This is a genomic window from Arthrobacter sp. 05N425 (genome assembly GCF_056397125.1).
In genome coordinates this window covers 34,537-54,317 of sequence record NZ_JBFTMU010000003.1, presented here as the reverse complement: position 1 = coordinate 54,317, position 19,781 = coordinate 34,537, and the positions used below count along the sequence as shown (strand labels likewise).

The 19,781-nt window shown below is 68.2% G+C and carries 21 protein-coding genes and 1 riboswitch; of the genes, 8 read left to right on the top strand and 13 right to left on the bottom strand.

The window, feature by feature from the left end; genetic code table 11:
* Positions 1-16: 16 nt before the first annotated feature.
* Entirely contained in the window at positions 17-1,228 is a 1,212-nt protein-coding gene (moeB, locus tag AC1DGE_RS05880; protein WP_476917069.1) for a molybdopterin-synthase adenylyltransferase MoeB, read from the bottom strand.
* A 6-nt stretch (positions 1,229-1,234) separates the two neighbouring features.
* Between moeB and AC1DGE_RS05875 the strand changes: the two genes are divergently transcribed.
* From AC1DGE_RS05875 to AC1DGE_RS05865, 3 genes are all read left to right on the top strand, one after another.
* On the top strand, positions 1,235-1,981 hold the full coding sequence (locus AC1DGE_RS05875; RefSeq protein WP_441417202.1) for a TetR/AcrR family transcriptional regulator: 747 nt from the start codon (positions 1,235-1,237) through the stop codon (positions 1,979-1,981).
* 105 nt (positions 1,982-2,086) lie between these two features.
* Positions 2,087-2,311: a DUF3107 domain-containing protein gene (locus AC1DGE_RS05870; protein WP_441417201.1), complete on the top strand. Its 225-nt coding sequence runs from the start codon at positions 2,087-2,089 to the stop codon at positions 2,309-2,311.
* A gap of 64 nt (positions 2,312-2,375) precedes the next feature.
* A complete protein-coding gene (locus tag AC1DGE_RS05865) occupies positions 2,376-2,678 on the top strand; it encodes a hypothetical protein (protein WP_441417200.1) in 303 nt (100 codons plus the stop codon).
* Positions 2,679-2,756: 78 nt separating this feature from the next.
* Here the strand turns inward: AC1DGE_RS05865 and AC1DGE_RS05860 are convergent, their stop codons facing one another.
* The 8 genes from AC1DGE_RS05860 to thiO form a co-directional block, all read right to left on the bottom strand.
* The gene (locus AC1DGE_RS05860; protein WP_441417199.1) at positions 2,757-3,149 is read right to left on the bottom strand and encodes a VOC family protein; all 393 of its coding nucleotides are present in this window, start codon (positions 3,147-3,149) and stop codon (positions 2,757-2,759) included.
* Between the two features lie 5 nt (positions 3,150-3,154).
* Complete coding sequence (locus AC1DGE_RS05855; protein ID WP_476917068.1) at positions 3,155-4,450, bottom strand: RNA polymerase sigma factor; 1,296 nt, start codon at positions 4,448-4,450, stop codon at positions 3,155-3,157.
* A 53-nt stretch (positions 4,451-4,503) separates the two neighbouring features.
* Positions 4,504-4,830, bottom strand: a complete 327-nt coding sequence (locus AC1DGE_RS05850; RefSeq protein WP_441417842.1) for a YciI family protein — start codon at positions 4,828-4,830, stop codon at positions 4,504-4,506.
* 183 nt (positions 4,831-5,013) lie between these two features.
* Positions 5,014-6,708, bottom strand: coding sequence for a monocarboxylate uptake permease MctP (gene mctP / locus AC1DGE_RS05845; RefSeq protein WP_476892202.1), 1,695 nt, complete (start codon positions 6,706-6,708; stop codon positions 5,014-5,016).
* Positions 6,705-6,986 carry a DUF3311 domain-containing protein gene (locus AC1DGE_RS05840; protein ID WP_441417196.1) on the bottom strand — a complete coding sequence of 94 codons (282 nt, stop codon included), beginning with the start codon at positions 6,984-6,986 and terminating at the stop codon, positions 6,705-6,707. The genes mctP and AC1DGE_RS05840 overlap by 4 nt, the downstream gene beginning before the upstream one ends.
* A 186-nt stretch (positions 6,987-7,172) precedes the next feature.
* On the bottom strand, positions 7,173-7,982 hold the full coding sequence (locus AC1DGE_RS05835; RefSeq protein ID WP_441417195.1) for a thiazole synthase: 810 nt from the start codon (positions 7,980-7,982) through the stop codon (positions 7,173-7,175).
* Between the two features lie 5 nt (positions 7,983-7,987).
* Positions 7,988-8,224 (bottom strand): sulfur carrier protein ThiS, encoded by a 237-nt coding sequence (gene thiS / locus AC1DGE_RS05830; RefSeq protein ID WP_441417194.1) that lies wholly within the window; start codon positions 8,222-8,224, stop codon positions 7,988-7,990.
* Complete coding sequence (thiO, locus tag AC1DGE_RS05825; RefSeq protein WP_476892201.1) at positions 8,221-9,516, bottom strand: glycine oxidase ThiO; 1,296 nt, start codon at positions 9,514-9,516, stop codon at positions 8,221-8,223. The genes thiS and thiO overlap by 4 nt, the downstream gene beginning before the upstream one ends.
* Positions 9,507-9,627, bottom strand: a riboswitch (TPP riboswitch). (Overlaps the previous gene by 10 nt.)
* Before the next feature lie 26 nt (positions 9,628-9,653).
* Here thiO and thiE point away from each other — a divergent pair.
* Positions 9,654-10,382: a thiamine phosphate synthase gene (thiE, locus tag AC1DGE_RS05820; protein ID WP_441417192.1), complete on the top strand. Its 729-nt coding sequence runs from the start codon at positions 9,654-9,656 to the stop codon at positions 10,380-10,382.
* Here the strand turns inward: thiE and AC1DGE_RS05815 are convergent.
* The gene (locus AC1DGE_RS05815; RefSeq protein WP_476892200.1) at positions 10,379-11,050 is read right to left on the bottom strand and encodes a ferritin-like fold-containing protein; all 672 of its coding nucleotides are present in this window, start codon (positions 11,048-11,050) and stop codon (positions 10,379-10,381) included. The two genes, thiE and AC1DGE_RS05815, sit on opposite strands and share 4 nt — an antisense overlap.
* A 40-nt stretch (positions 11,051-11,090) precedes the next feature.
* Here AC1DGE_RS05815 and AC1DGE_RS05810 point away from each other — a divergent pair, with 40 nt between their 5' ends.
* The 3 genes from AC1DGE_RS05810 (at position 11,091) to AC1DGE_RS05800 (ending at position 15,547) form a co-directional block, all read left to right on the top strand.
* Positions 11,091-12,596, top strand: coding sequence for an RNB domain-containing ribonuclease (locus tag AC1DGE_RS05810; protein WP_441417190.1), 1,506 nt, complete (start codon positions 11,091-11,093; stop codon positions 12,594-12,596).
* 318 nt (positions 12,597-12,914) lie between these two features.
* Positions 12,915-14,657 carry a DEAD/DEAH box helicase gene (locus tag AC1DGE_RS05805; RefSeq protein ID WP_441417189.1) on the top strand — a complete coding sequence of 581 codons (1,743 nt, stop codon included), beginning with the start codon at positions 12,915-12,917 and terminating at the stop codon, positions 14,655-14,657.
* 8 nt (positions 14,658-14,665) lie between these two features.
* Complete coding sequence (locus AC1DGE_RS05800; protein WP_441417188.1) at positions 14,666-15,547, top strand: DNA-methyltransferase; 882 nt, start codon at positions 14,666-14,668, stop codon at positions 15,545-15,547.
* Positions 15,548-15,612: 65 nt separating this feature from the next.
* Here the strand turns inward: AC1DGE_RS05800 and AC1DGE_RS05795 are convergent, their stop codons facing one another.
* Positions 15,613-16,221, bottom strand: coding sequence for a MarC family protein (locus AC1DGE_RS05795; protein WP_441417841.1), 609 nt, complete (start codon positions 16,219-16,221; stop codon positions 15,613-15,615).
* Between the two features lie 8 nt (positions 16,222-16,229).
* Entirely contained in the window at positions 16,230-17,075 is an 846-nt protein-coding gene (locus tag AC1DGE_RS05790) for a PHP domain-containing protein (RefSeq protein ID WP_476917067.1), read from the bottom strand.
* Positions 17,076-17,146: 71 nt separating this feature from the next.
* On the opposite strand from AC1DGE_RS05790, the gene AC1DGE_RS05785 reads away from it, so the two are divergent.
* Positions 17,147-18,730, top strand: coding sequence for an aminopeptidase P family protein (locus AC1DGE_RS05785; RefSeq protein WP_441417186.1), 1,584 nt, complete (start codon positions 17,147-17,149; stop codon positions 18,728-18,730).
* 88 nt (positions 18,731-18,818) lie between these two features.
* Here AC1DGE_RS05785 and AC1DGE_RS05780 read toward each other — a convergent pair whose 3' ends face one another.
* Entirely contained in the window at positions 18,819-19,706 is an 888-nt protein-coding gene (locus tag AC1DGE_RS05780; RefSeq protein WP_476917066.1) for a YflT domain-containing protein, read from the bottom strand.
* Positions 19,707-19,781 lie beyond the last annotated feature (75 nt).

Here is a 19,781-nt window from a genome sequence, read left to right as displayed (position 1 = left end):
AAGGTGTTCAAAAACGTCAGTAGACCGGTTTTCCCGGTTCCACCTCGCGCACCCAGGCGAGGATCCCGCCCTCCAGGTGGCTGACCCGTTCGTAGCCGGCTGCCCGGGCGGCGGCGAGCACGGCCGCGGAGCGTGTCCCGCCCTTGCAGTGGAACACAATGTCCGTGTCCAGCGGCAACTCGGCCCACGCGTCGCCGGCCAGGATCCTGCCTTGCGGGATCAGCGTGGCGCCGTCGATGCGGACGATGTCGAATTCGCCGCTCTCGCGCACGTCCACGAGCTGGAAATCCTTCAGCCCGGCCTTGCGCGACGCGAGCATGGTGGCGAGCTGGGTGGCGGTGACGGTGTGTTCGGTTCCGGCGTCCGCGGCGGGTGCGATCCCGCAGAAGGCCTCGTAGTCGGTGAGCTCGGTGACGCGCGGGGCTTCGGGGTCCCGGGAGACTTTGATTTCGCGCCAGCTGCCGCCGAGGGCGTCGAACAGCGCCACCCGGCCCAGCAGGGAACGCCCGACGCCGGTGATGAGCTTGACCGCCTCGGTCACCATGAGCGAGCCGACCGCGGCGCACAGCATGCCGAACACGCCGCCTTCCCCGCAGGAGGGCACCGAGCCGGCGGGCGGCGCTTCGGGGTACAGGTCCCGGTACGTCGGGCCGTGCTGCCCCCAGAAGACGCTGACCTGTCCGTCGAAGCGGAAGATCGAGCCCCACACGTAGGGCTTTCCGAGGATGGCGGCGGCATCGTTGACCAGGTAGCGGGTGGCGAAGTTGTCGGCGCCGTCGACGATCAGGTCGTAATCGGCGAAGAGCTCCAGAGCGTTGGAGGCATCCAGCCGGACGTTGTGCAGCCGGACATCGACCAGGGGGTTCAGCGCTGCGATCGCGTCGCGGGCGGACTCGGTCTTGGGCCGGCCGACGTCGGCCACGCCATGGATCACCTGGCGTTGGAGGTTGCTGAGGTCCACGTCGTCGTCGTCGATAATGCCCAGGGTTCCCACCCCGGCGGCGGCCAGGTAGAGCAGCGCGGGCGAGCCGAGGCCGCCGGCGCCGATCACCAGGACCCTGGCGTTCTTTAACCGGCGCTGTCCGAGCGTACCGATCTCGGGAATGATCAGGTGGCGGGAGTAGCGCTCCACCTCGTCCGGCGTCAGCGCGTCCGCAGGTTCGACCAGCGGTCCGGGCGCCGGCGGCGGGGTTGCGGGGGTTCCGTTTGGGGTCAACTGGGAAGCCATACTTCAATGTATGCCCGAAGATGCCGCCAGGTCATATTACCCCCGCGTAAAGTGGAGCTAACAGCGAAGGAAAGAAGGCCGATAGTGGTTCATCAGGCACCGGTTGAGCGGGGACATACCGGAAAGTCGTCGGCGGCCCAGGCGCGGAGCGGGACGCAGCGCTCGGCGCGGCTGCCGCGCGATGAACGGCGGGCCCAGCTGCTCGCCGCCGCGCAGGAGGTCTTCGTGGCCAACGGCTACCATGGCGCCGCCATGGACGAAATCGCCGAGACCGCGCACGTGAGCAAGCCCGTGCTGTACCAGCACTTCCCGTCCAAGCGCGAGCTGTACCTGGCCCTGCTGGACAGCCACCTGTCGGCGCTCACGGAACTGCTGCTCGGTGCGCTGAACTCCACGACGGACAACGATGAGCGCGTCCAGGCCGTCATGCGGGCCTATTTCCATTTCATCGCCAACGATGACCAGGCCCACCGGCTGGTCTTCGAATCCGATCTGGTCAACGACCACGATGTGAGCGCGCGGCTGGAAACGTTCAACAAGACTTTCGCGGACGCGATCGCGAAAGTCATCGCCGAGGACACCAAACTGCCGCTGCTGGAAGCCCAGCTCCTGGGCCGCGGACTGTCCGGAATGGCGCAGGTCAGTGCCCGGTACTGGCTGGAAACCGACGGTAACCTGGACATCGATGTGGCCAGTGACCTGATTTACCGTTTAGCTTGGCGCGGAATCTCCCGCTTTCCCAAAGAGTCCTAGACTACAAATAGAGAACACCTCGTGGAGGAAACTCGCAGAGAACGCCTCGCAGAGAAACCCTCGCAGAGAAAATTTGAACACTTTGATTGGCTGGGAGGCCTTGCTGTGGAAGTAAAGATCGGCATTCAGAACATCGGCCGCGAAATTGCCCTCGAATCCAACCAGGACGCGGACGCGGTGGCGAAGCTTGTGGAAGAGGCCATTTCCAAGGGCACCGAACTCCGCCTGACCGATGAGAAGGGCCGCCAGATCATCATCCCGGCGAACGTCCTGGGCTACGTGGAAATCGGCGCCGAAGAGGTCCGCCGGGTCGGCTTCGGCGCCCTCTAGGCAACGCCCCGGATCCCCTACCGTTCAACCCGCCCCTCAACCCGCAGTTCCCAAAGGAGTCTGAATGCTGTCCCTGATTGTGGTGGCCATGGTCGCCGTGGCCGCGGGTTTTTTGGTCTGGGCGAACGACAAGCGGCACGCCAAGTACGGCATCACTGTCCCGGCCGGTATCGCCCTGGGCGTGGCGATGCTGAGCTGGATCATCTTCATGGCGGCCGGCTTCGGGTACCAGCCGGGCCTGACTTGGATTCCGTGGGTCCTGCCCGTACTGCTGGGCTCGGCGGCGGCGGTCGGCGCGGTGCTGTACCTCGGCAAGTCCCGGACCCGGCTGGACACGGCCCGGATGACCGCCATCCTGCGCATCTAGCGGACAGCTGAAGTCGCAAAGCGCTGTGGCCACTCCCCCTCGGGTGAGTGGCCGCAGTGCCTTAACCGGCTGAAGCCCTCAGCGCCGGGAAGCTTCCTTCACTTCCGGGTCCGTGGTTTCCTGAAGGACCCAGCGGTTGCCGTCCGGGTCGCTAAAGTATGCGAAGGCTATCCCGCCGATGTCCTGGACTTCACTGATCTCGGCTCCGCGTCCCAGAAGTTCGGCGCGGGTGCCGGCCATGTCCGGGACCACCAACTGCAGTCCTTCCAGGCTTCCGGGGGCCATGGCGGTCATTCCGGTGCCGATGACGATTGAGGCGGCGGAGCCGGGCGGCGTGAGCTGGACGACCCGCATGCCTGGAATGTATTCGACGTCGTGGTCCAGTACGAAACCCAGCTTCTCCGTGTAGAACAACTTGGCCGCGTCCACGTCGGTGACCGGCACTTGTACGACTTCCAGACGCATCTCCATGCGCATCACAGTACTCCCGATACTTCCGGGCGGGTCTCCGCCAGGCGTTTGCTGAGGTAGCGGCGCTCGGCCTCAGACGGTGCGAGCTCCCGGGCACGCCGGTATTCCTGGCTGGCCTCCGGCATTCTGCCAAGGCGCCGCAGGAGGTCCGCCTTCGCGGCAGGCAGGAGGTAGTACCCCTCCAGTGACCGGGCATCCTCCAGCCGGTCGATGAGCGCCAGCCCGGCGTCCGGCCCTTGGGACATCGCGACGGCGACGGCACGGTTGAGTTCGACGACCGGTGACGGTGCCAGCCGCGCAAGACGGTCGTACAGCATTGCCACGCGGCCGAAGTCGGTGCTGCCAAAATCGCGGGCGGTCATATGGCACGCGGCGATGGCTGCCTGGATCCGGTAGCTGCCGGGCCGGACGCCGAGTGAAATGCCGGCGCGGTCGGCGGCCGCCAGGAGCGCCACCGCTTCCGCAGTCGCTGCCCGGTCCCATCGTTCGCGGTCCTGGTCCTCCAGCGTCACCAGGTCCCCGGCCGCGTCCGTACGTGCGTGCCGGCGGCCGTGCTGGAGGAGCATCAGCGCCAGCAGGCCCAGCGCTTCGGGTTCCTGCGGTGACCCTTTGAGCAGGCCAATCAGCAGCCGGTCGAGACGGATCGCCTCCCGGGCAAGGGGCTCGCGGATCAGTGTGTTGGCGCCGGTGGCCGCATACCCTTCATTGAACATGAGGTAGAGGACTGCCAGGATCCCGGCCGTGCGTTCCGCTATTAATTCTGGCGGCGGCACCCGGTAGGGGATCCCGGCGTCGCGGATTTTGGCGCGGGCACGGACCAGCCGTTTGGACATGGTTGACTCCGAGACGAGGAACGCGCGAGCGATCTCGCTGGTCGTCAGGCCAGCCACGGTGCGCAAGGTCAGGGCGACCCGCGCCTCAAGCGGAAGGGCGGGATGGCAACAGGTGTAGATCAGGCGCAGCCGGTCGTCGCCGTCCACGGGATCCCCGGGAGCATCCTCCGCCACCTCTTCGAGCCTGGCCAGGACCGAGAGCTCCCGCACCGCCTTCTTCTCGCTCGCTGCGCTCCGCAAGCAGTCAATAGCCCTGTTCTTGGCAACGGTCGTCAGCCAGGCCGCCGGGTTTCCGGGGATGCCGCGCTGGGGCCAGTCGACGAGGGCACGCGCGAACGCGTCCTGGACACAGTCCTCGGCCAGGCCCCAGTCGCCGGTGATGCGGATGAGGGTGGCCGTGATCCGTGCTGCCGCCTCGGCGGAAGCACCCCCGAGGGCCGCCCGCACCTCCGCCGCGTCCGCTGCCATCTGATCCCCCTTTTCGCCCTCCCGCGCTGAGGCGCCGATTGCTGTAACGAGTGCTATAAACCGAGCGGCCACACGGGCCTGATCTCGATCTTGCCGAATTTTGCCATCGGATGCTTGGACGCCACCTCGATCGCCTCGTCAAGATCGGTGCAGGCGATGATGTCATAGCCCGCGATCCATTCCTTTGTCTCGGCAAACGGGCCGTCCGCGACGACCACCTCCCCCGCCCGCACCGTCACGGTGGTCGCGTCCTCGACAGGTCGCAGCCTGTCGCCGTGGCGGGCGATGCCTCGCGCTTCTATCTCCGCCGCCCATTCCTCGATGTTGTCCTCGGCCGGCACATATTCCGGCGCAGTCGGATCGGTGCAGATGAACAGCATGTAGTCCACGGTGACTCCTTCTAGTAGGTCGATACGTCAATACGACGAAGGAGCTGCCGGCAAAAGGACACCCGGTGGAAAAATTCCTGGTCGGCCGGCCAGCCACCTCCAACCGGAGTCTATGGCCCGTGACCGCCCGCGGGCGGTCAATCGTCGATTCATGGTCACCACGGATAAAGGGCTTCAGTACGTCGGGCCCCCTGGTTCGGCGAGCGGGTGTTCGCGCTGGAGCTGGGCCACCTTCGGATCGTTCTCGTCTGCGCCGTAGTCCGAGGAGCGGGTGATGTCCTTGCCGTCGGGGACTTTCATTGCCCGGAAAACCAGGGACAGCACAGCTGCGACGACGAGGTTAATCACGAACGCCACAACGGCGATGTAGACCTGGATATCGGTGCCGGGGATGGCCGAGATGGACCCGCCAAAGTGGGCTTTCGTGACGGGATTGACGACGTTATACGCCGCGATGGTGCCATAGGCGATGCCGGCCGCCCAACCGAGGAACAGCGCCCACCGGTGGAACCAACGGGTATAGAGTCCAGCCACGATGGCAGGGAAGGTCTGCAGGATCCAGATGCCGCCAAGTAGTTGCATGTTGATGGCCGCGGACTGGTCCATGGCGATCACGAAGACCAGCGCGCCGAACTTCACCACCAGCGAGGCGATCTTGGAAACGCTGGCTTCCTGCCGGGGCGTGGCGTCCGGCTTGATCAGGTCCCGGTAAATGTTTCGGGTGAACAGGTTGGCCGCGGCGATGGACATGATGGCGGCCGGGACCAGCGCCCCGATGGCGATGGCGGCGAGCGCAATGCCGGCAAACCAGGCCGGGAACTGATCCAGAAACAACTGCGGCACCACCAGTTGCGGATTGACGGCGCCGTTCAGGTCGGTGGGCTTGGTGCCGGCGAAAATGGCCGCGTAGCCCAGGAGTGCCAGGAAGCCCAGCATCAAGGAGTACAGCGGCAGCACCGCAGCGTTCCGGCGGATGGTGTTCCGGCTTTTGGTCGCCAGGACGCCCGTGATCGAGTGCGGATACATGAACAGGGCCAGCGCGGAACCAAGCGCCAGGGTCCAATACGCCGAGTAGCTGGACGCCCCCGGGATGAATGCGCCCGCCGGTTTGCCCGTCGCCGGATTGACTGCCCCCAGCTTCGCCTCGGCGGAGTCGAAAATGGTACCCCACCCGCCGAACTTGATGGGCAGGTAGATCACCGCCACGATCACGGCCAGATAGATCAGCAGGTCCTTCACGACGGCGATCAGGGCAGGAGCGCGCAGGCCCGAGGTATAGGTATACGCGGCCAGAACCACGAACGCGACGATGAGCGGCAGGTCGGTCAGCAGCGCGTTCTCAGCACTGCCCAGGCCGAGCACAGTGAGTACGGCCTTGATGCCCACGAGTTGCAGGGCAATGTAGGGCATGGTGGCGACGATGCCGGTGGCGGCGACCGCAACGGTAAGCGCCCTGCTGCCATACCGGCCGCCAACAAAGTCCGCCGGCGTGACGAAACCGTGGCGGTGCGAGACGGACCACAGCCTGCTCATCAGCAAAAACACAATCGGATAGAGCACGATTGTGTACGGCACCGCGAAGAAGCCGCTCACGGCTCCGGTGGCCCACATCGCCGCCGGGACCGCCACGAAGGTGTAAGCCGTGTAGAGGTCCCCGCCGAGCAGGAACCAGGTCACCCAGGTACCAAAGCCCCGGCCGCCCAGTCCCCATTCGTCGAGGCTATGCAGCCCTGTCGTTTCTTCCCGCCTCCACCGCGCGGCAAAGAAGCCGAGGACCGCCACCAGGACGAAGAGGATGATCACAATGGTGAGGGCTATGCCGTTGACCGGCCGGTCCGGTGCCGCCAGCGGCACGACCGCCCCGTTCACCGCTCCTCCCCCGCAGCGGCCGCCCCGCGGACGGATTCACGGCGACGGCGGTCCTCCCTGGTGACCAGCCAGTAGGAGATCCCCACCAAGGCCGCGGTGACCGGGATCCATGCCATCTGATACCAGTAGAAATACGGGATACCCGCCAGCCGCGGTTCGTCGAAGGCGTACGCGGGCACAACCAACGGAACCACAATGGCGACGAGCAACAGGATTCCGGACACTACATAGGGACCCGGCTTGGCCGGCCCCCGCGTTGGCACATCAGGACTGGACATGGACGCCTCCTCACCGAGACGGGCCCCCGGAGCGGGAAGGCTTCCCGGGACGTGCCGGCGGCCTGCGGACCGTGCAGTGCAGCGGTCGTTACCCAACAGGATAGACACTGGATTTAATCTTCAACAGTGCCTTTAATCACGGTTTGGCGAGGCGAACGGGCCTGGACGGGAGCGGCGCCGGGGCCCCTACAGGAACTCGGCGCGTCCTTCCATCGCGGACGACGCGAGGGCATGCTCGCGGCGCGGGATCCGGCCGGCCCGCCGCGCCAGCCGGCCGGCGATGACGGCGTGCCGGAACGCCTCACCCATCAGCGCCGGGTCCTGGGCACGGGTCACGGCGGTGGCGAGCAGCACGGCGTCGCAACCCAGTTCCATCGCGAGCGCGGCGTCGGAGGCGGTGCCAATTCCTGCGTCGAGCACCACCGGCACCGAGGCACGGGAGACGATGAGTTCAATGTTGTGCGGATTCAGGATGCCCAGGCCGGTGCCGATCGGGGCGCCCAGCGGCATCACTGCCGTGGCGCCGAGGTTCTCCAGCCGGAGGGCCAGGACCGGGTCGTCATTCGTGTAAGCGAAGACCTTGAAGCCGCGCGCCACCAGCTGTTCGGTTGCCTCCACCAGTTCCAAGGCGTCGGGCAGCAGGGTGTGCTCATCCGCGATCACCTCGAGCTTCACCCAGTCCGTCTCCAGCGCTTCGCGGGCCAGTTCGGCCGTGAGGACGGCGTCCCGGGCGGTGAAGCATCCGGCGGTGTTGGGCAGCACCCGGATGTTGTGGTCCGCCAGCAACTGGAACAACGAGCCGCTCTCGGCCGGAGAGTAGCGACGCATGGCCACCGTCGTGAGTTCCGTTCCGGAGGCCACCAGCGCGGCTCCGAGGCCGTCCAGGCTCGGCGCACCGCCGGTGCCCATGATCAGGCGGGAGCCCAGTTCCACTCCGTCAACCGTCAGCAGATCCCGGCGTGCCTGCTGCGTTTCCTGCATTGCTGTTGCTTCCATGCCCTCTATCCTCCCTGTACTGCCGTAACGAGTTCGACGTCGTCGCCCTCGGCGAGCGCGGTCGCGTGCCACTGGCTGCGCGGCACCACCTCGGCGTTGCGGGCGACGGCGACGCCCAGTTTCCGGCCGTCCGTGGCCCGGCCGTCGGCGGCCAGCGTCCGGCCGGTCACCCCGCTGACCAAGGCGCTGATAGTGGCGCCGTCGGCGAGGGCGTGCTGCGCTCCGTTGAGCCTGATATTCATGCTGTCGTCCTGTCTTTCGCTGGAGCGTCCGCGGGTGAAGCGTCCCGCTCGGATGAGCCGGGGGCTGGAGAAACCGGGCGGCGGCTGGAGAAGCGGTCCGGGCGGAAGCCCTCCCAGCGCCGGTCCGGCTCTCCGTCCAGCAACGCCCGGCAAATGGCGGCGGCCGCCGGGGTGAGCAGGACCCCGTGCCGGAAGAACCCGGTGGCAACGATGAGTCCCTCGACGTCCTGTCCGGATCCGGCGCTGGCCACGCGCCCCAGGAGCGGGGCGTTGTCCGGGGTCCCGGGCCGTGCCCGCGCCGTGGCCTCGAGCAGTTCCAGCTCGGCAACGGCCGGGACCAGCTGCTGGGCATCGCGCAGAAGCTGGTACACGCCGCCGGCAGAGACGGCGCCAGCCTCGGAGGGCGCATCCTCCCGCTGGGTTGCGCCGATCACGACCGTGCCGTCCTCCCGCGGGACGATGTAGACCGGAACCCCGCGGACCAGGCCCCGCACGGTCGAGCGCAGCAGTGGCCGGAGCCGTGCCGGGACCCGGAGCCGCAGGATGTCCCCGTAAACCGGACGCAGCGGCAGGGACAATCCCCCGGGCAGGCCCTGCAGTTCCGCCGCGGCCAGACCGTTGGCTACGACCGTCTCGCCGGCGCGGAGCTCTCCGCCGCCCTCGAAACGGATGCCGGCGACGCGGCCGCCGCGCCAGAGCAGCCCGGCCGCGCGGCGGGGCACGGCCGTGAACCGGCTGTCGGCAGCCAGCAGTGAACCGATCCTGGCCAGCAACCGGCGCGGATCCACCTGGTGGTCGGCCGGGATGTCGAAGGCGCAGGAGATACCGGGGCTGAGCAACGGTTCGCGGCTGCGTGCTTCACGGACGGTCAGCGGCTCCACGGCCAGGCCGCAGGCCTGCTGCGCGGCCCGCAGGTCGGCGAGCGCCCGGCGGTCGGCCGCGTCCGCGCCGACGGCGAGGGTCGGCGTCGTGAGATATCCAGTGCCGCCGCCGTCAGTGCTGCCGCCGGCCAGGCCGGCGGCGAACTCCGGCCACAGCCCTGAGGCTTCCAGCATCAGGGCCAGTAGCTCCTCCTCCTGGTAGTGGAGTTCACTCACGGGCGCCAGCATGCCGGCGGCAGCCCAGCTGGCGCCGGTGCCGGGGGCGTCGTCGACCAGCGCGACGGTACGGCCCGAACGGCGGGCCTCCCAGGCGATGCCGTGGCCGATCACTCCCCCGCCGATCACGATGACGTCGTAATAATCCGAGGATGGGCCCGGTGGTGTGGCGGGTGGTGCGACGGATACGTCCATGGGTTCCTTCCCTACGCCGGTACTAGCCGGATCAGGTCAAGCGGTCGGCTCTGACGCCCTCTCAGCCCGTCGGACGTCTGGCGGCCCGCGCGGGCTCCCGCGGTATGCGCCCAGTTTAGAGGAACTAGGCTTGGGGCATGAGCCAGGATGTCCACACCACCGCCCGCCTGTACCTGTGCACCGATGCCCGGAAGGAGCGCGGTGACTTCGAGGACTTCGTTGACGCCGCCTTTTCCGGCGGCGTCGACATCATCCAGTTGCGGGACAAGTCGCTGGAGGCGGCCGAGGAGCTTGAGCTGCTGGAGGTCCTGCACTCCGTGGCGCGGCGGCACGGCCGGCTCTGGGCGGTAAACGACCGTGCCGACCTGGCCTCACTGGCAGGGGCGCCGGTGTTCCACATTGGGCAAAAGGACATCCCGTTCGCCGCGGCACGGGATTTCCTGGGCAAGGGCACCGTGATCGGCATGTCCACGCACACGCCGGAACAGGTGGATGCGGCCATCGCGGCGTCCCCGGGCCGGGGCGGGCTGGACTACTTCTGCGTGGGCCCGGTCTGGGCCACCCCCACCAAGCCGGGCCGCGCCGCCGTCGGGCTGGACCTGGTGCGCTACGCCGCCGCGGCGATCGGCCGGGCCGAGGCCGCCGACGTCGGGAAAGTCGCCGGGGTGGTGCCGTGGTTCGCGATCGGCGGCATCGACCTGGGCAACGTGGCCCAGGTGGTCGACGCCGGAGCCAGAAGGATTGTGGTGGTCCGGGCGATTACCGAGGCCGCTGATCCTGCCGGGGCCGCGCGTGCCCTGCTCGCCGCGCTCGACGCCGGGGCGGACGCCGACGCCGACGTCCACAGCGGCGCCGCGGACAACTAGCCGGCTAGTCCCAGCTCTGACATCCGACGGGAATGGGCGGCGGCAAGCTCGGCGGTCAGGGCGCGGGCGAGTTCACCGGCCCGGTCCTCGTCCGTGCCGGTCAGGCCGCCGAGGAAGGCGTGCTCCACGCTGACCCGCTGGGCCTGGGTAAGCGCTTCGCCGAGCAACCGCCGAGCCCACAGGGCCAGCCGGGACGCCAGCCGCGGATCGTCGGCGAGCGCGGCCTTGAGCCGGTCCCGCAGCACCACCGTCGCGTCCCCGGCCGCCTGGACCAGTTCGATCAGCCCGGCCGTCCCGGCGTCGACATAGCCCGAAATGGACCGGTAAAAGTCCGCGGAGACCGTGTCGATCACGTAGGCCTTCATGAGCGACTCGTGCCAGTCGGCGGGGCGGGTGCGCTCATGGAAGTGGTCCACCGAAGGCTGGAACGGCAGCATGGCCTCCTCCGCGTCAATGCCCATCTCCGCCAGCTTCGCGCAGACCAGTTCAAAATGCTGGAACTCGATGACGGCGAGGCCGCCCAGCACCGCCCGGTCGTGCAGGGTGGGCGAATACCGGGCGTCGGAGGAGAGCCGTTCGAAGGCCGAGAGCTCCCCGTAGGCCATCACGCCCAGCAGGTCCCGGAGGAAACGGTTGTAGCGGGCGGGCTCGGCCGGGGAGGTGCTCATGCTTCAAGACTAGTAGCGGAAATCGGGCTAACCTGATTCCGTGTCTCATCATCGCCTGACTCCGAGCGTCCGCCAGCAGAAGAACCAGCTTGCCCAGGCGCTCAACGCACTGCGCACCGTCCTGGAGCTGCCCGGGCCGTTTCCGGAAGCCGTGCTCCGGGACGCCGAGGCGGCCGTCGCCTCCCACGAGCTGCCGGAACTGGATTTGACTCACGTGGAGTTCGTGACCATCGACCCGGCGTCCTCGACGGACCTGGACCAGGCCTTGTTCATTGACCGCGCCGGCGACGGGTACAGGGTTTTCTACGCGATCGCCGACGTCCCGTCCTTCGTCGCCCCCGGCGGCGCGCTCGACGCCGAGACCCGGCGCCGCGGCCAGACGTTCTACACTCCGGACGGCCGCATCCCCCTGCACCCCGAGGTCATCAGCGAAGCGGCCGGCAGCCTGCTGGCGGGCCAGCTCTGCGCGGCCTTCGTCTGGGAGTTCGAGCTCGACGCCGCTGCCGAGGTCTCCTCCGTGCTGGTCCGCCGGGCACAGGTCCGCAGCCGGGCCAAGCTCAGCTACCAAGGTGTGCAGGCCGAACTCGACGGCGGTACCGCGGACCCCGTTCTGCAGTTGCTCAAGGAAGTCGGCAGCAAGCGGGTGGAACTGGAGCGCCTGCGCGGCGGGGCCAGCCTGAACATGCCGGAGCAGGAGATCGAGCAGCTGCCCGACGGCGGCTACCGGATCGTCGCGGCGCCGCCGCTGCCGGTGGAGGACTGGAACGCCCAGATTTCGCTGATGACCGGCATGGCCGCAGCGGAGCTCATGCTGCAGGGCAAGGTCGGCATCCTGCGGACCATGCCCGCCCCGGATGAGAGCTCGCTGCGGCACTTCCGGCGCCAGACCGGCGCACTCGGCAAGCCCTGGGACGGCCGGATCAGCTACGGCGAATACCTTCGCACCCTGGACCCCACCGACCCGCGCCAGCTTGCCATCGTGCACTCGGCCGGGATGCTCTTCCGCGGCGCCGGCTACACCCACTTCGACGGCGCCGTCCCGGAGGACGCCATCCAGTCCGCTATCGGCGCGGCGTATGCCCACTCCACCGCCCCGCTGCGGCGCCTGATCGACCGCTTCGTCCTGGTCATCTGCGAGGCCCTGTCCAACGGCGCCGAGGTTCCGGGCTGGGCCCGCGAAGCCCTCCCGTCGCTGCCGGCCATCATGGCGGCTTCGGACCAACTGGCCGCCAAGCTGGAGCGGCTGTCGCTGGACACCGTGGAGGCGGCCCTGCTGAGCAACCACATCGGGCAGGAGTTCGACGCCGTCGTGATCTCGGGCTCAAAGCCCGCGAAGAACGGCGGCACGAACGGAAACGGTAAGGGCAGCAACGGGAACGGGAAGAGCAACGGGAACGGCAATGGCCCGTCCGGGATCGTGCAGATCGCCGAGCCCGCGGTGACCGCACGGTGCCCCGGCGAGCTGGAGCCCGGCACCCAGGTCCGGGTGCGGGTCGTATCCTCGGACATCGCCACTCGGGAGGTCCGGCTCGAACTCGTGGGCTGATGTTACGCCCGGCTTGCGCCCCGCAGCCGTGCCACTGGCGCGCCGCACCGCGGGCCCCGGTCGAGGTTCCGAACGGCGAACAGCTAGACTGGAAGGGTAGTAATGGATGCCCGGTCGTTGATTTCCATGTTTTTCGAATTCAACAAGCCCGCCCCTACGCGATCTTGAGACACACCCGCTGGTCCCAGTGCCAGCATTTAGATAGCCCGCGATCGGCTTCCACTGGACTTGCTTGCGCTCCTGAGCGTGCTCCGGAACGGCCCTCGGCCGGCCCCGTTGAGCAAGCAGCGCAGCCCAAATGAATAAGGAAACTCCCCTGTGAGTGAATTGCACACGCACCAGCTTCTTACCGACGAGTCCGGCACGGAATCGATCGAGCCGGAAGAGACCATCATTTCGGACGAAACCCCGCACGAAATCGCGGAAAAGTCCTTCGCCGACTACAACGTCCGCGCCGACATTGTTGAATCCCTTGCCGACGCCGGAATCACCCACCCGTTCCCGATCCAGGCCATGACGCTGCCGGTCGCACTGAGCGGCCACGACATCATCGGCCAGGCCAAAACCGGCACGGGCAAGACCCTCGGCTTCGGCATCCCGGCCCTGCAGCGCGTCATCGGACGCGACGACGCGGGCTTCGCCGACCTCCCGGCCCCCGGCGCACCGCAGGCCCTCGTGATCGTGCCGACCCGTGAGCTCGCGGTGCAGGTCGCCGGCGACCTGCAGAACGCCGCCCGCAAACGCAACGCCCGCATCACCACGATCTACGGCGGCCGTGCTTACGAGCCGCAGGTCGAGTCGCTGCAGCAGGGCGTCGAGATCGTCGTCGGCACCCCCGGGCGCCTGATCGACCTCTACAAGCAGAAGCACCTCGTCCTCAAGAACGTCAAGATGGTCATCCTCGACGAGGCCGACGAGATGCTGGACCTCGGCTTCCTGCCGGACGTCGAGACCCTCATCGCAGGTACCCCGGCCGTCCGCCAGACGCTGCTGTTCTCCGCCACGATGCCCGGCCCGGTCGTCGCGATGGCGCGCCGCTACATGACCAAGCCCACCCACATCCGCGCCGCGGATCCCGAGGATGAGGGCCTCACCAAGCGCGACATCCGCCAGCTGATCTACCGTGCCCACAGCATGGACAAGATCGAGGTGGTGGCTCGGATCCTGCAGGCCCGCGGACGAGGCCGGACCATCATCTTCACCAAGACCAAGCGCACCGCCGCCAAGGTCGCCGAGGAGCTCGTGGACCGCGGCTTCGCTGCGGCCGCCATCCACGGCGACCTCGGCCAGGGTGCCCGTGAGCAGGCGCTGCGCGCCTTCCGCAACAACAAGGTGGACGTTCTCGTCGCCACTGACGTCGCCGCGCGCGGCATTGACGTCGACGACGTCACGCACGTGATCAACTACCAGTGCGTCGAAGACGAGAAGATCTACCTGCACCGCGTCGGCCGCACCGGCCGCGCCGGCAACAAGGGCACCGCCGTGACCTTCGTCGACTGGGACGATATGCCGCGCTGGGGCCTGATCAACAAGGCCCTCGGCCTGAGCGTGCCCGAACCGGTGGAGACCTACTCCTCCTCGCCGCACCTGTTCGAGGAGCTGGACATCCCGGAGGGCACCAAGGGCCGTCTCCCCCGCGACAAGCGGGTGCTCGCCGGCGTCGACGCCGAAGTCCTCGAGGACCTCGGCGAGACCGGCAAGAAGAACGCCCGTCCCGGCACACGCGACGGTGCACGCGACGGCGGCCGCTCAGGCTCCCGCGAGGGCGGACGCGACAATGGCCGCTCCGGCTCCCGCGAAGGCGGCCGTGACGCCGGACGCTCCGGCTCCCGCGAAGGCGGCCGTGACGCCGGACGCTCCGGTGAGCGCCGTCGTCGTTCGCCCGAAAAGGAGACCGCCACGGGACCCGCCGAGGCAAGCGCCCCGGCAACGGCGAGCGCTCCGACCGAGGTCGACCGGGCTACCCGCGCGCGCCGCCGGACCCGCACCCGCCGCCGCAACGGCGAAGTGGTGGCCGGCGAGGCACAGGGCGGCGCCCCGGCACGCAGCGCCGAGGCCTAATCCCCTACATGACTGACACCGTCTGGGCGCCGGACGGCAGCAACCTGGTGGTTCACGCGGATAACGCGGAATACCTCCCGACGCTGCCGGACGGCGCCTTCACACTCATTTACGTGGATCCGCCCTTCAACACGGGCCGGGTCCAGCGGCGCCAGGAAACCAAAATGGTGCTCAACACCGGCGGCGAGGGCGACCGCGTCGGCTTCAAGGGCCGCTCCTACGACACCATCAAGGGCGCGCTGCACAGCTACGACGACGCCTTCAGCGACTACTGGTCCTTCTTGGAGCCCCGGCTGGTCGAAGCCTGGCGGCTGCTCGCCGACGACGGCACCCTGTACCTGCACCTCGACTACCGCGAGGTGCACTACGCCAAGGTCATGCTGGATGCGATCTTCGGCCGCGAGTGCTTCCTCAACGAGATCATCTGGGCGTACGACTACGGCGCCCGGGCCAAGTTCCGCTGGCCGACCAAACACGACAACATCCTCGTGTACGTAAAGAACCCGGCGAAATACCACTTCGACAGCGCCGAGGTGGACCGGGAGCCGTACATGGCACCCGGACTCGTCACGCCGGCCAAGCGCGAACTCGGCAAGCTTCCCACCGACGTCTGGTGGCACACGATTGTCTCGCCCACCGGCAAGGAAAAGACCGGCTACCCGACGCAGAAGCCCGAGGGCCTGATCCGGCGGGTGGTCGCGGCCTCCAGCCGCCCCGGCGACTGGTGCCTGGACTTCTTCGCCGGTTCCGGCACGCTCGGCGCTGTGGCGGCCAAGCTGGACCGTCGGTTTGTGTGTGTGGACCAGAACCAGGCGGCCGTGGACGTCATGGCCAAGCGGCTCAGCGCGCACGCGTCGTTCACCGCGCTGCCGGGCTCAGACCCCAACTAGCTCGCATTAGTTGTCGTTTTGACGCCTCAAAACGACAACAAGTGCGAGTCAGTTGGGCGACGTCGTCAGGTCCAGCTCTTGATGAAGGCGTGCACGGCGTCGGCGATCATCTGCACCGCAATCGCGGAGAGCAGCAGGCCGGCGATCCGGGTGATGAGTTCGACGCCGTTCTCGCCCAGGGCGCGCTGCACGAGCCCGGCGAACCGCATCGCCAGGTACAGGGACGCGAGTGTCACGGCGATCCCCAGCCCGACGGCGAGGTACTGCGCCATGCTGCCGGAGCGCTGGACGAACACCATGACGGCCACGATTGCACCCGGGCCCGCCATCAGCGGCGTCCCCAGCGGCACAAACGCGACGTTCTTGTACTTGGCGGCGTTCTCCTCGCCGCTGGTGGAGCCCGTGAGCAGCTGCAGCGCGATCAGCACCAGCAGCAGGCCGCCGGCCCCCTGCAGTGCGGCGAGCGAGATGTGCATGTAGTTCAGGATGGACTGCCCGAAAATCGCGAAGGTCACGATCACGCCCGTGGCCACGAGCAGCGCCTGCAGCGCCGACAGGTTGCGGTCCCTGGCGTCCATCTGGGCCGTCAGGGACATGAAGATCGGCACCGTCCCGGGCGGATCCATGATCACGAACAGCGTGACGATCACGGAGGCCAGGAGCTGGAGGTCAATCCACTCCATCAGCGCACCACGGACGATCCGGTGCCCAGTTCCTCGATCCGCGCGAAGACCTCGGGAGCGGTCAGGTTCTCGCCCAGCAGGTTGGGTTTGCCGGTCCCGTGGTAGTCAGAGGACCCGGTCACGAGCAGTCCGTGCTGTGCTGCGAGGCGGCGCAGGAAGGCGCGGCCCTCCTCAGGGTTGTCCCGGTGGTCGATTTCCAGCCCGGCCAGGCCGGCGTCGATCATCTCCCCGTAGGTGCGGTCCCCCACGATCCGCCCGCGGGAGGACGCCACAGGATGCGCGAACACGGGCACCCCGCCGGCGTCGCGGACCAGTTCGACGGCGTACGCCGGGTCCGGCGCGTAGTGCTGCACCCAGTACCGGGAATGCGAGGTCAGGATCGATTCGAAGGCTTCGCTGCGGTCCTCGACCACGCCCGCGGCAACGAGGGCGTCGGCGATGTGCGGCCGGCCCAGGGTGGCGCCGGGGGCGACGTGGTGGATAACGTCGTCCCAGGTCAGCGGGTAGTCCTCGGCCAGCAGGCTGACCATCCGTTCGGCCCGCGTGAAGCGCGCGTCCTTGGCCTTGGTGATTTCCTCCAGCAGCCCGGGGTGCGCCGGGTCGTGCAGGTAGCTGAGCAGGTGGACGCTGATGCCCTCCCGAGTCCGGCAGGAGATCTCCATGCCGGGGACCAGCGCCACGCCGTTTTCCCGGGCGGCGGCGGAAGCCTCGGCCCAGCCGTCGGTGGAGTCGTGGTCGGTCAGCGCGACGACGTCGAGCCCGGCCCCCGCAGCGGACGCGATCACCTCCGCGGGCGCTTGGGTGCCGTCGGAAACATTCGAGTGGGCATGCAGGTCAATCCTCACCTCCCTAGCCTAGTAGATCCGCCGGGGCGGCTTGTTGGCCTAAGCCGCGCAGCTGGTGAGACGATGGGACGGTGAACGATGCAGATAACACCCAAGTCTCCGCTTCCCAGCCCCTCGAAGAGCGCGTCAACAACCGCTCGCAGCGGCCCAGCTCCGATGCCTTCAAGGCGTTCATGGCCAGCAACTGGGCCCCGTCCCGGGAACAGCTGCCGGAACTCGACGCCGTGGCCGGCCACGCCGCCGCCCGCCGCCGGGCCATCTCAGAGTTGTTCAAAGGTGAACGCCTGGTCATCCCCGCCGGTCCGCTGAAGGTCCGCTCCAACGACTGCGACTACCGCTTCCGCCCCCACTCGGGCTTCGCCCACCTCACCGGCCTGGGCCTGGATCACGAGCCCGACGCCGTGCTGATCCTGGAGCCGGCCGACGAAGGCAAGGGCGACGACGGCGGACACCACCGCGCGACGCTGTACTTCCGCCCGCTGGCCGGCCGCGACACCGAGCAGTTCTACGCCGACTCCCGCTCAGGCGAGTTCTGGATCGGCGCCCGGCCGACCCTCGCCGAGTTCAAGGCCCAGCTGGGCCTGGAGACCGCCGACCTGGCCGAACTCGAGCTCGCCATCACCAAGAACGTCGGTGCCCCGGAAATCGGCGGCATCTCCATCCGGCTGGTGCGCAAGGTGGACGAGAACATTGATGCGCTCGTGGACACCGCCCGCTACAACACCGCCAAGGATCCGGAGAACCTGGACCTGGGCGTGCTGGACGCGCTCGACGAGAAGCTCAGCGAGGCCCTCTCCGAGCTGCGCCTGATCAAGGACGAATGGGAAGTCGAACAGATGAAGACCGCCGTGGCCGCCACGGTTGAAGGCTTCACCGAAGTGGTCAAGGCCCTGCCGCGGGCGCTCACCCACCGCCGCGGCGAACGCGTGGTCGAGGGCGCCTTCTTCGCCCGGGCCCGCGAGGAAGGCAACGAGCTCGGCTACGACACCATTGCCGCTTCGGGCAACAACGCCACCGTGCTGCACTGGACCCGCAACACGGGCAAGGTCAACGCCGGCGAGCTGCTGCTGCTGGACGCCGGCGTCGAGGCCGACTCCCTGTACACCGCGGACATCACCCGCACCCTGCCGGCCAACGGCACCTTCTCCGAGATCCAGCGCAAGGTCTACGAAGCCGTGCTCGACGCCGCCGACGCCGGCTTTGCCGCCGCGCAGCCCGGCACCAAGTTCCGCGACATCCACACCGCGGCCACCACCGTTCTGGCCGAACGCCTCGCCGAATGGGGCCTCCTGCCGGTGTCCGTCGAGGAAGCCATCAGCCCCGAGGGCCAGCAGCACCGCCGCTGGATGCCGCACGGCACCAGCCACCACCTGGGCCTGGACGTGCACGACTGCGCCCAGGCCAAGCGTGAACTGTACCTGGACGGGATCCTGGCCCCCGGCATGGTCTTCACGATCGAACCGGGACTGTACTTCAAGGAGGAGGACCTCGGCATTCCGGCGGAATACCGAGGAATCGGCGTCCGGATCGAGGACGACATCCTGATGACGGCGGACGGCCCGGTCAACCTGAGCGCGGCGCTGCCGCGGAAGGCCGACGACGTCGAGTCCTGGATGGCAGGCATCTACCAGGACGTTGAGGCGCAGCTGCCCTAGCAGCCGGGCAACAAGAAAGGGAGGGCCGCCGGTGATCCGGCGGCCCTCCCTTTCTTGTCCAGTGCCGTGCTTTGACTGCCTGGCGGCCTTAGCGCTGCTCGCCGTCCCGGCGGGGTCCGTCCGCGCTGGGTTCTCCCTGCCGGGGTTCGTTGGTGACCCGGACGCCGTACTGCGGCCGGCCGTCGGGCAGGTCCGGGTAGCTGACCCCGGAGGGGCGCACCGGTTCCTCCTCCGCGGCGGGCTCACCGGCGGCCGCCGGCTGGCCGGCGTCGGCGGTCCGCTGGCCATACGGGTCGCTCCAGCCCGCGGGACGCTGGGGCATCGGCCCCTGCCCCTGGTGGCCGGGCTGCTGCTGCTGCGGGCCCGGCTGTTGCGGACCGGGCTGCTGCGGGCCGGGCTGCTGCGGGCCGGGCTGGAACGGCTGGTGCTGGTGGTCGTGCTGCTGGTAGCCCGCGGCGGAGGCGTCATGCTGCGTCATCGGCAGCTGGTGCAGCAGGCGGCGCGCCTCATGGGCGGCCTCGAAGGCCACCACGACGTCGTAGTTCGTTGCGACCACCTGGCTGGTGGAGGTGAAGTCACGCTTGCCGCGCTGCATGGCGTACGTGACGATGCCGAACAGCATAAAGAAGGCCGCACCCATCAACACCGAGGTGACGATCGAGAAGTAGCCGCCCGACTCCGAGAAGAAGGAGAGCATGACTCCCACGAAGAGGCCGAACCACATGCCGCTCAGCGCGCCGGAGAGCGCCACGCGGGGGTAGGTGAGCCGGCCGGTGACGCGCTCCACCATCTTCAGGTCATTGCCGACGATCGAGACCAGCTGCACGGGGAACTGCTGGTCCGCCAGATAGTCCACCGCCTTCTGGGCGTCCAGGTAGGAGTTGTAGGAACCGACGGTGTCCCCCTTGGGAACAGCGCGGGACTCGTCCGCCCCGCCGGGAGCGCCGGCCTTTGGACCACCAAAAATGTTAGACATACGCCCATTCTCACCCATCCAGCTGGGCAGCGGCTGCAAATTCAGCTAAAAGAGAGCGGACTCGGTAGCCTGTAG

What these genes read in the sequence shown, in the direction of transcription:
- AC1DGE_RS05780 (WP_476917066.1), bottom strand. Translation starts at nt 19,706, where the DNA reads ATGTCTAACATTTTTGGTGGTCCAAAGGCCGGCGCTCCCGGCGGGGCG.
- AC1DGE_RS05835 (WP_441417195.1), bottom strand. Translation starts at nt 7,982, where the DNA reads ATGGAAGCAACAGCAATGCAGGAAACGCAGCAGGCACGCCGGGATCTG.
- thiO (WP_476892201.1), bottom strand. Translation starts at nt 9,516, where the DNA reads ATGGACGTATCCGTCGCACCACCCGCCACACCACCGGGCCCATCCTCG.
- AC1DGE_RS05875 (WP_441417202.1), top strand. Translation starts at nt 1,235, where the DNA reads ATGTATGCCCGAAGATGCCGCCAGGTCATATTACCCCCGCGTAAAGTG.
- AC1DGE_RS05855 (WP_476917068.1), bottom strand. Translation starts at nt 4,450, where the DNA reads ATGGCAGCGGACGCGGCGGAGGTGCGGGCGGCCCTCGGGGGTGCTTCC.
- AC1DGE_RS05850 (WP_441417842.1), bottom strand. Translation starts at nt 4,830, where the DNA reads ATGCTGTTCATCTGCACCGATCCGACTGCGCCGGAATATGTGCCGGCC.
- AC1DGE_RS05840 (WP_441417196.1), bottom strand. Translation starts at nt 6,986, where the DNA reads ATGTCCAGTCCTGATGTGCCAACGCGGGGGCCGGCCAAGCCGGGTCCC.
- thiE (WP_441417192.1), top strand. Translation starts at nt 9,654, where the DNA reads ATGAGCCAGGATGTCCACACCACCGCCCGCCTGTACCTGTGCACCGAT.
- AC1DGE_RS05815 (WP_476892200.1), bottom strand. Translation starts at nt 11,050, where the DNA reads ATGAGCACCTCCCCGGCCGAGCCCGCCCGCTACAACCGTTTCCTCCGG.
- AC1DGE_RS05865 (WP_441417200.1), top strand. Translation starts at nt 2,376, where the DNA reads ATGCTGTCCCTGATTGTGGTGGCCATGGTCGCCGTGGCCGCGGGTTTT.
- moeB (WP_476917069.1), bottom strand. Translation starts at nt 1,228, where the DNA reads ATGGCTTCCCAGTTGACCCCAAACGGAACCCCCGCAACCCCGCCGCCG.
- thiS (WP_441417194.1), bottom strand. Translation starts at nt 8,224, where the DNA reads ATGAATATCAGGCTCAACGGAGCGCAGCACGCCCTCGCCGACGGCGCC.
- AC1DGE_RS05800 (WP_441417188.1), top strand. Translation starts at nt 14,666, where the DNA reads ATGACTGACACCGTCTGGGCGCCGGACGGCAGCAACCTGGTGGTTCAC.
- AC1DGE_RS05860 (WP_441417199.1), bottom strand. Translation starts at nt 3,149, where the DNA reads ATGGAGATGCGTCTGGAAGTCGTACAAGTGCCGGTCACCGACGTGGAC.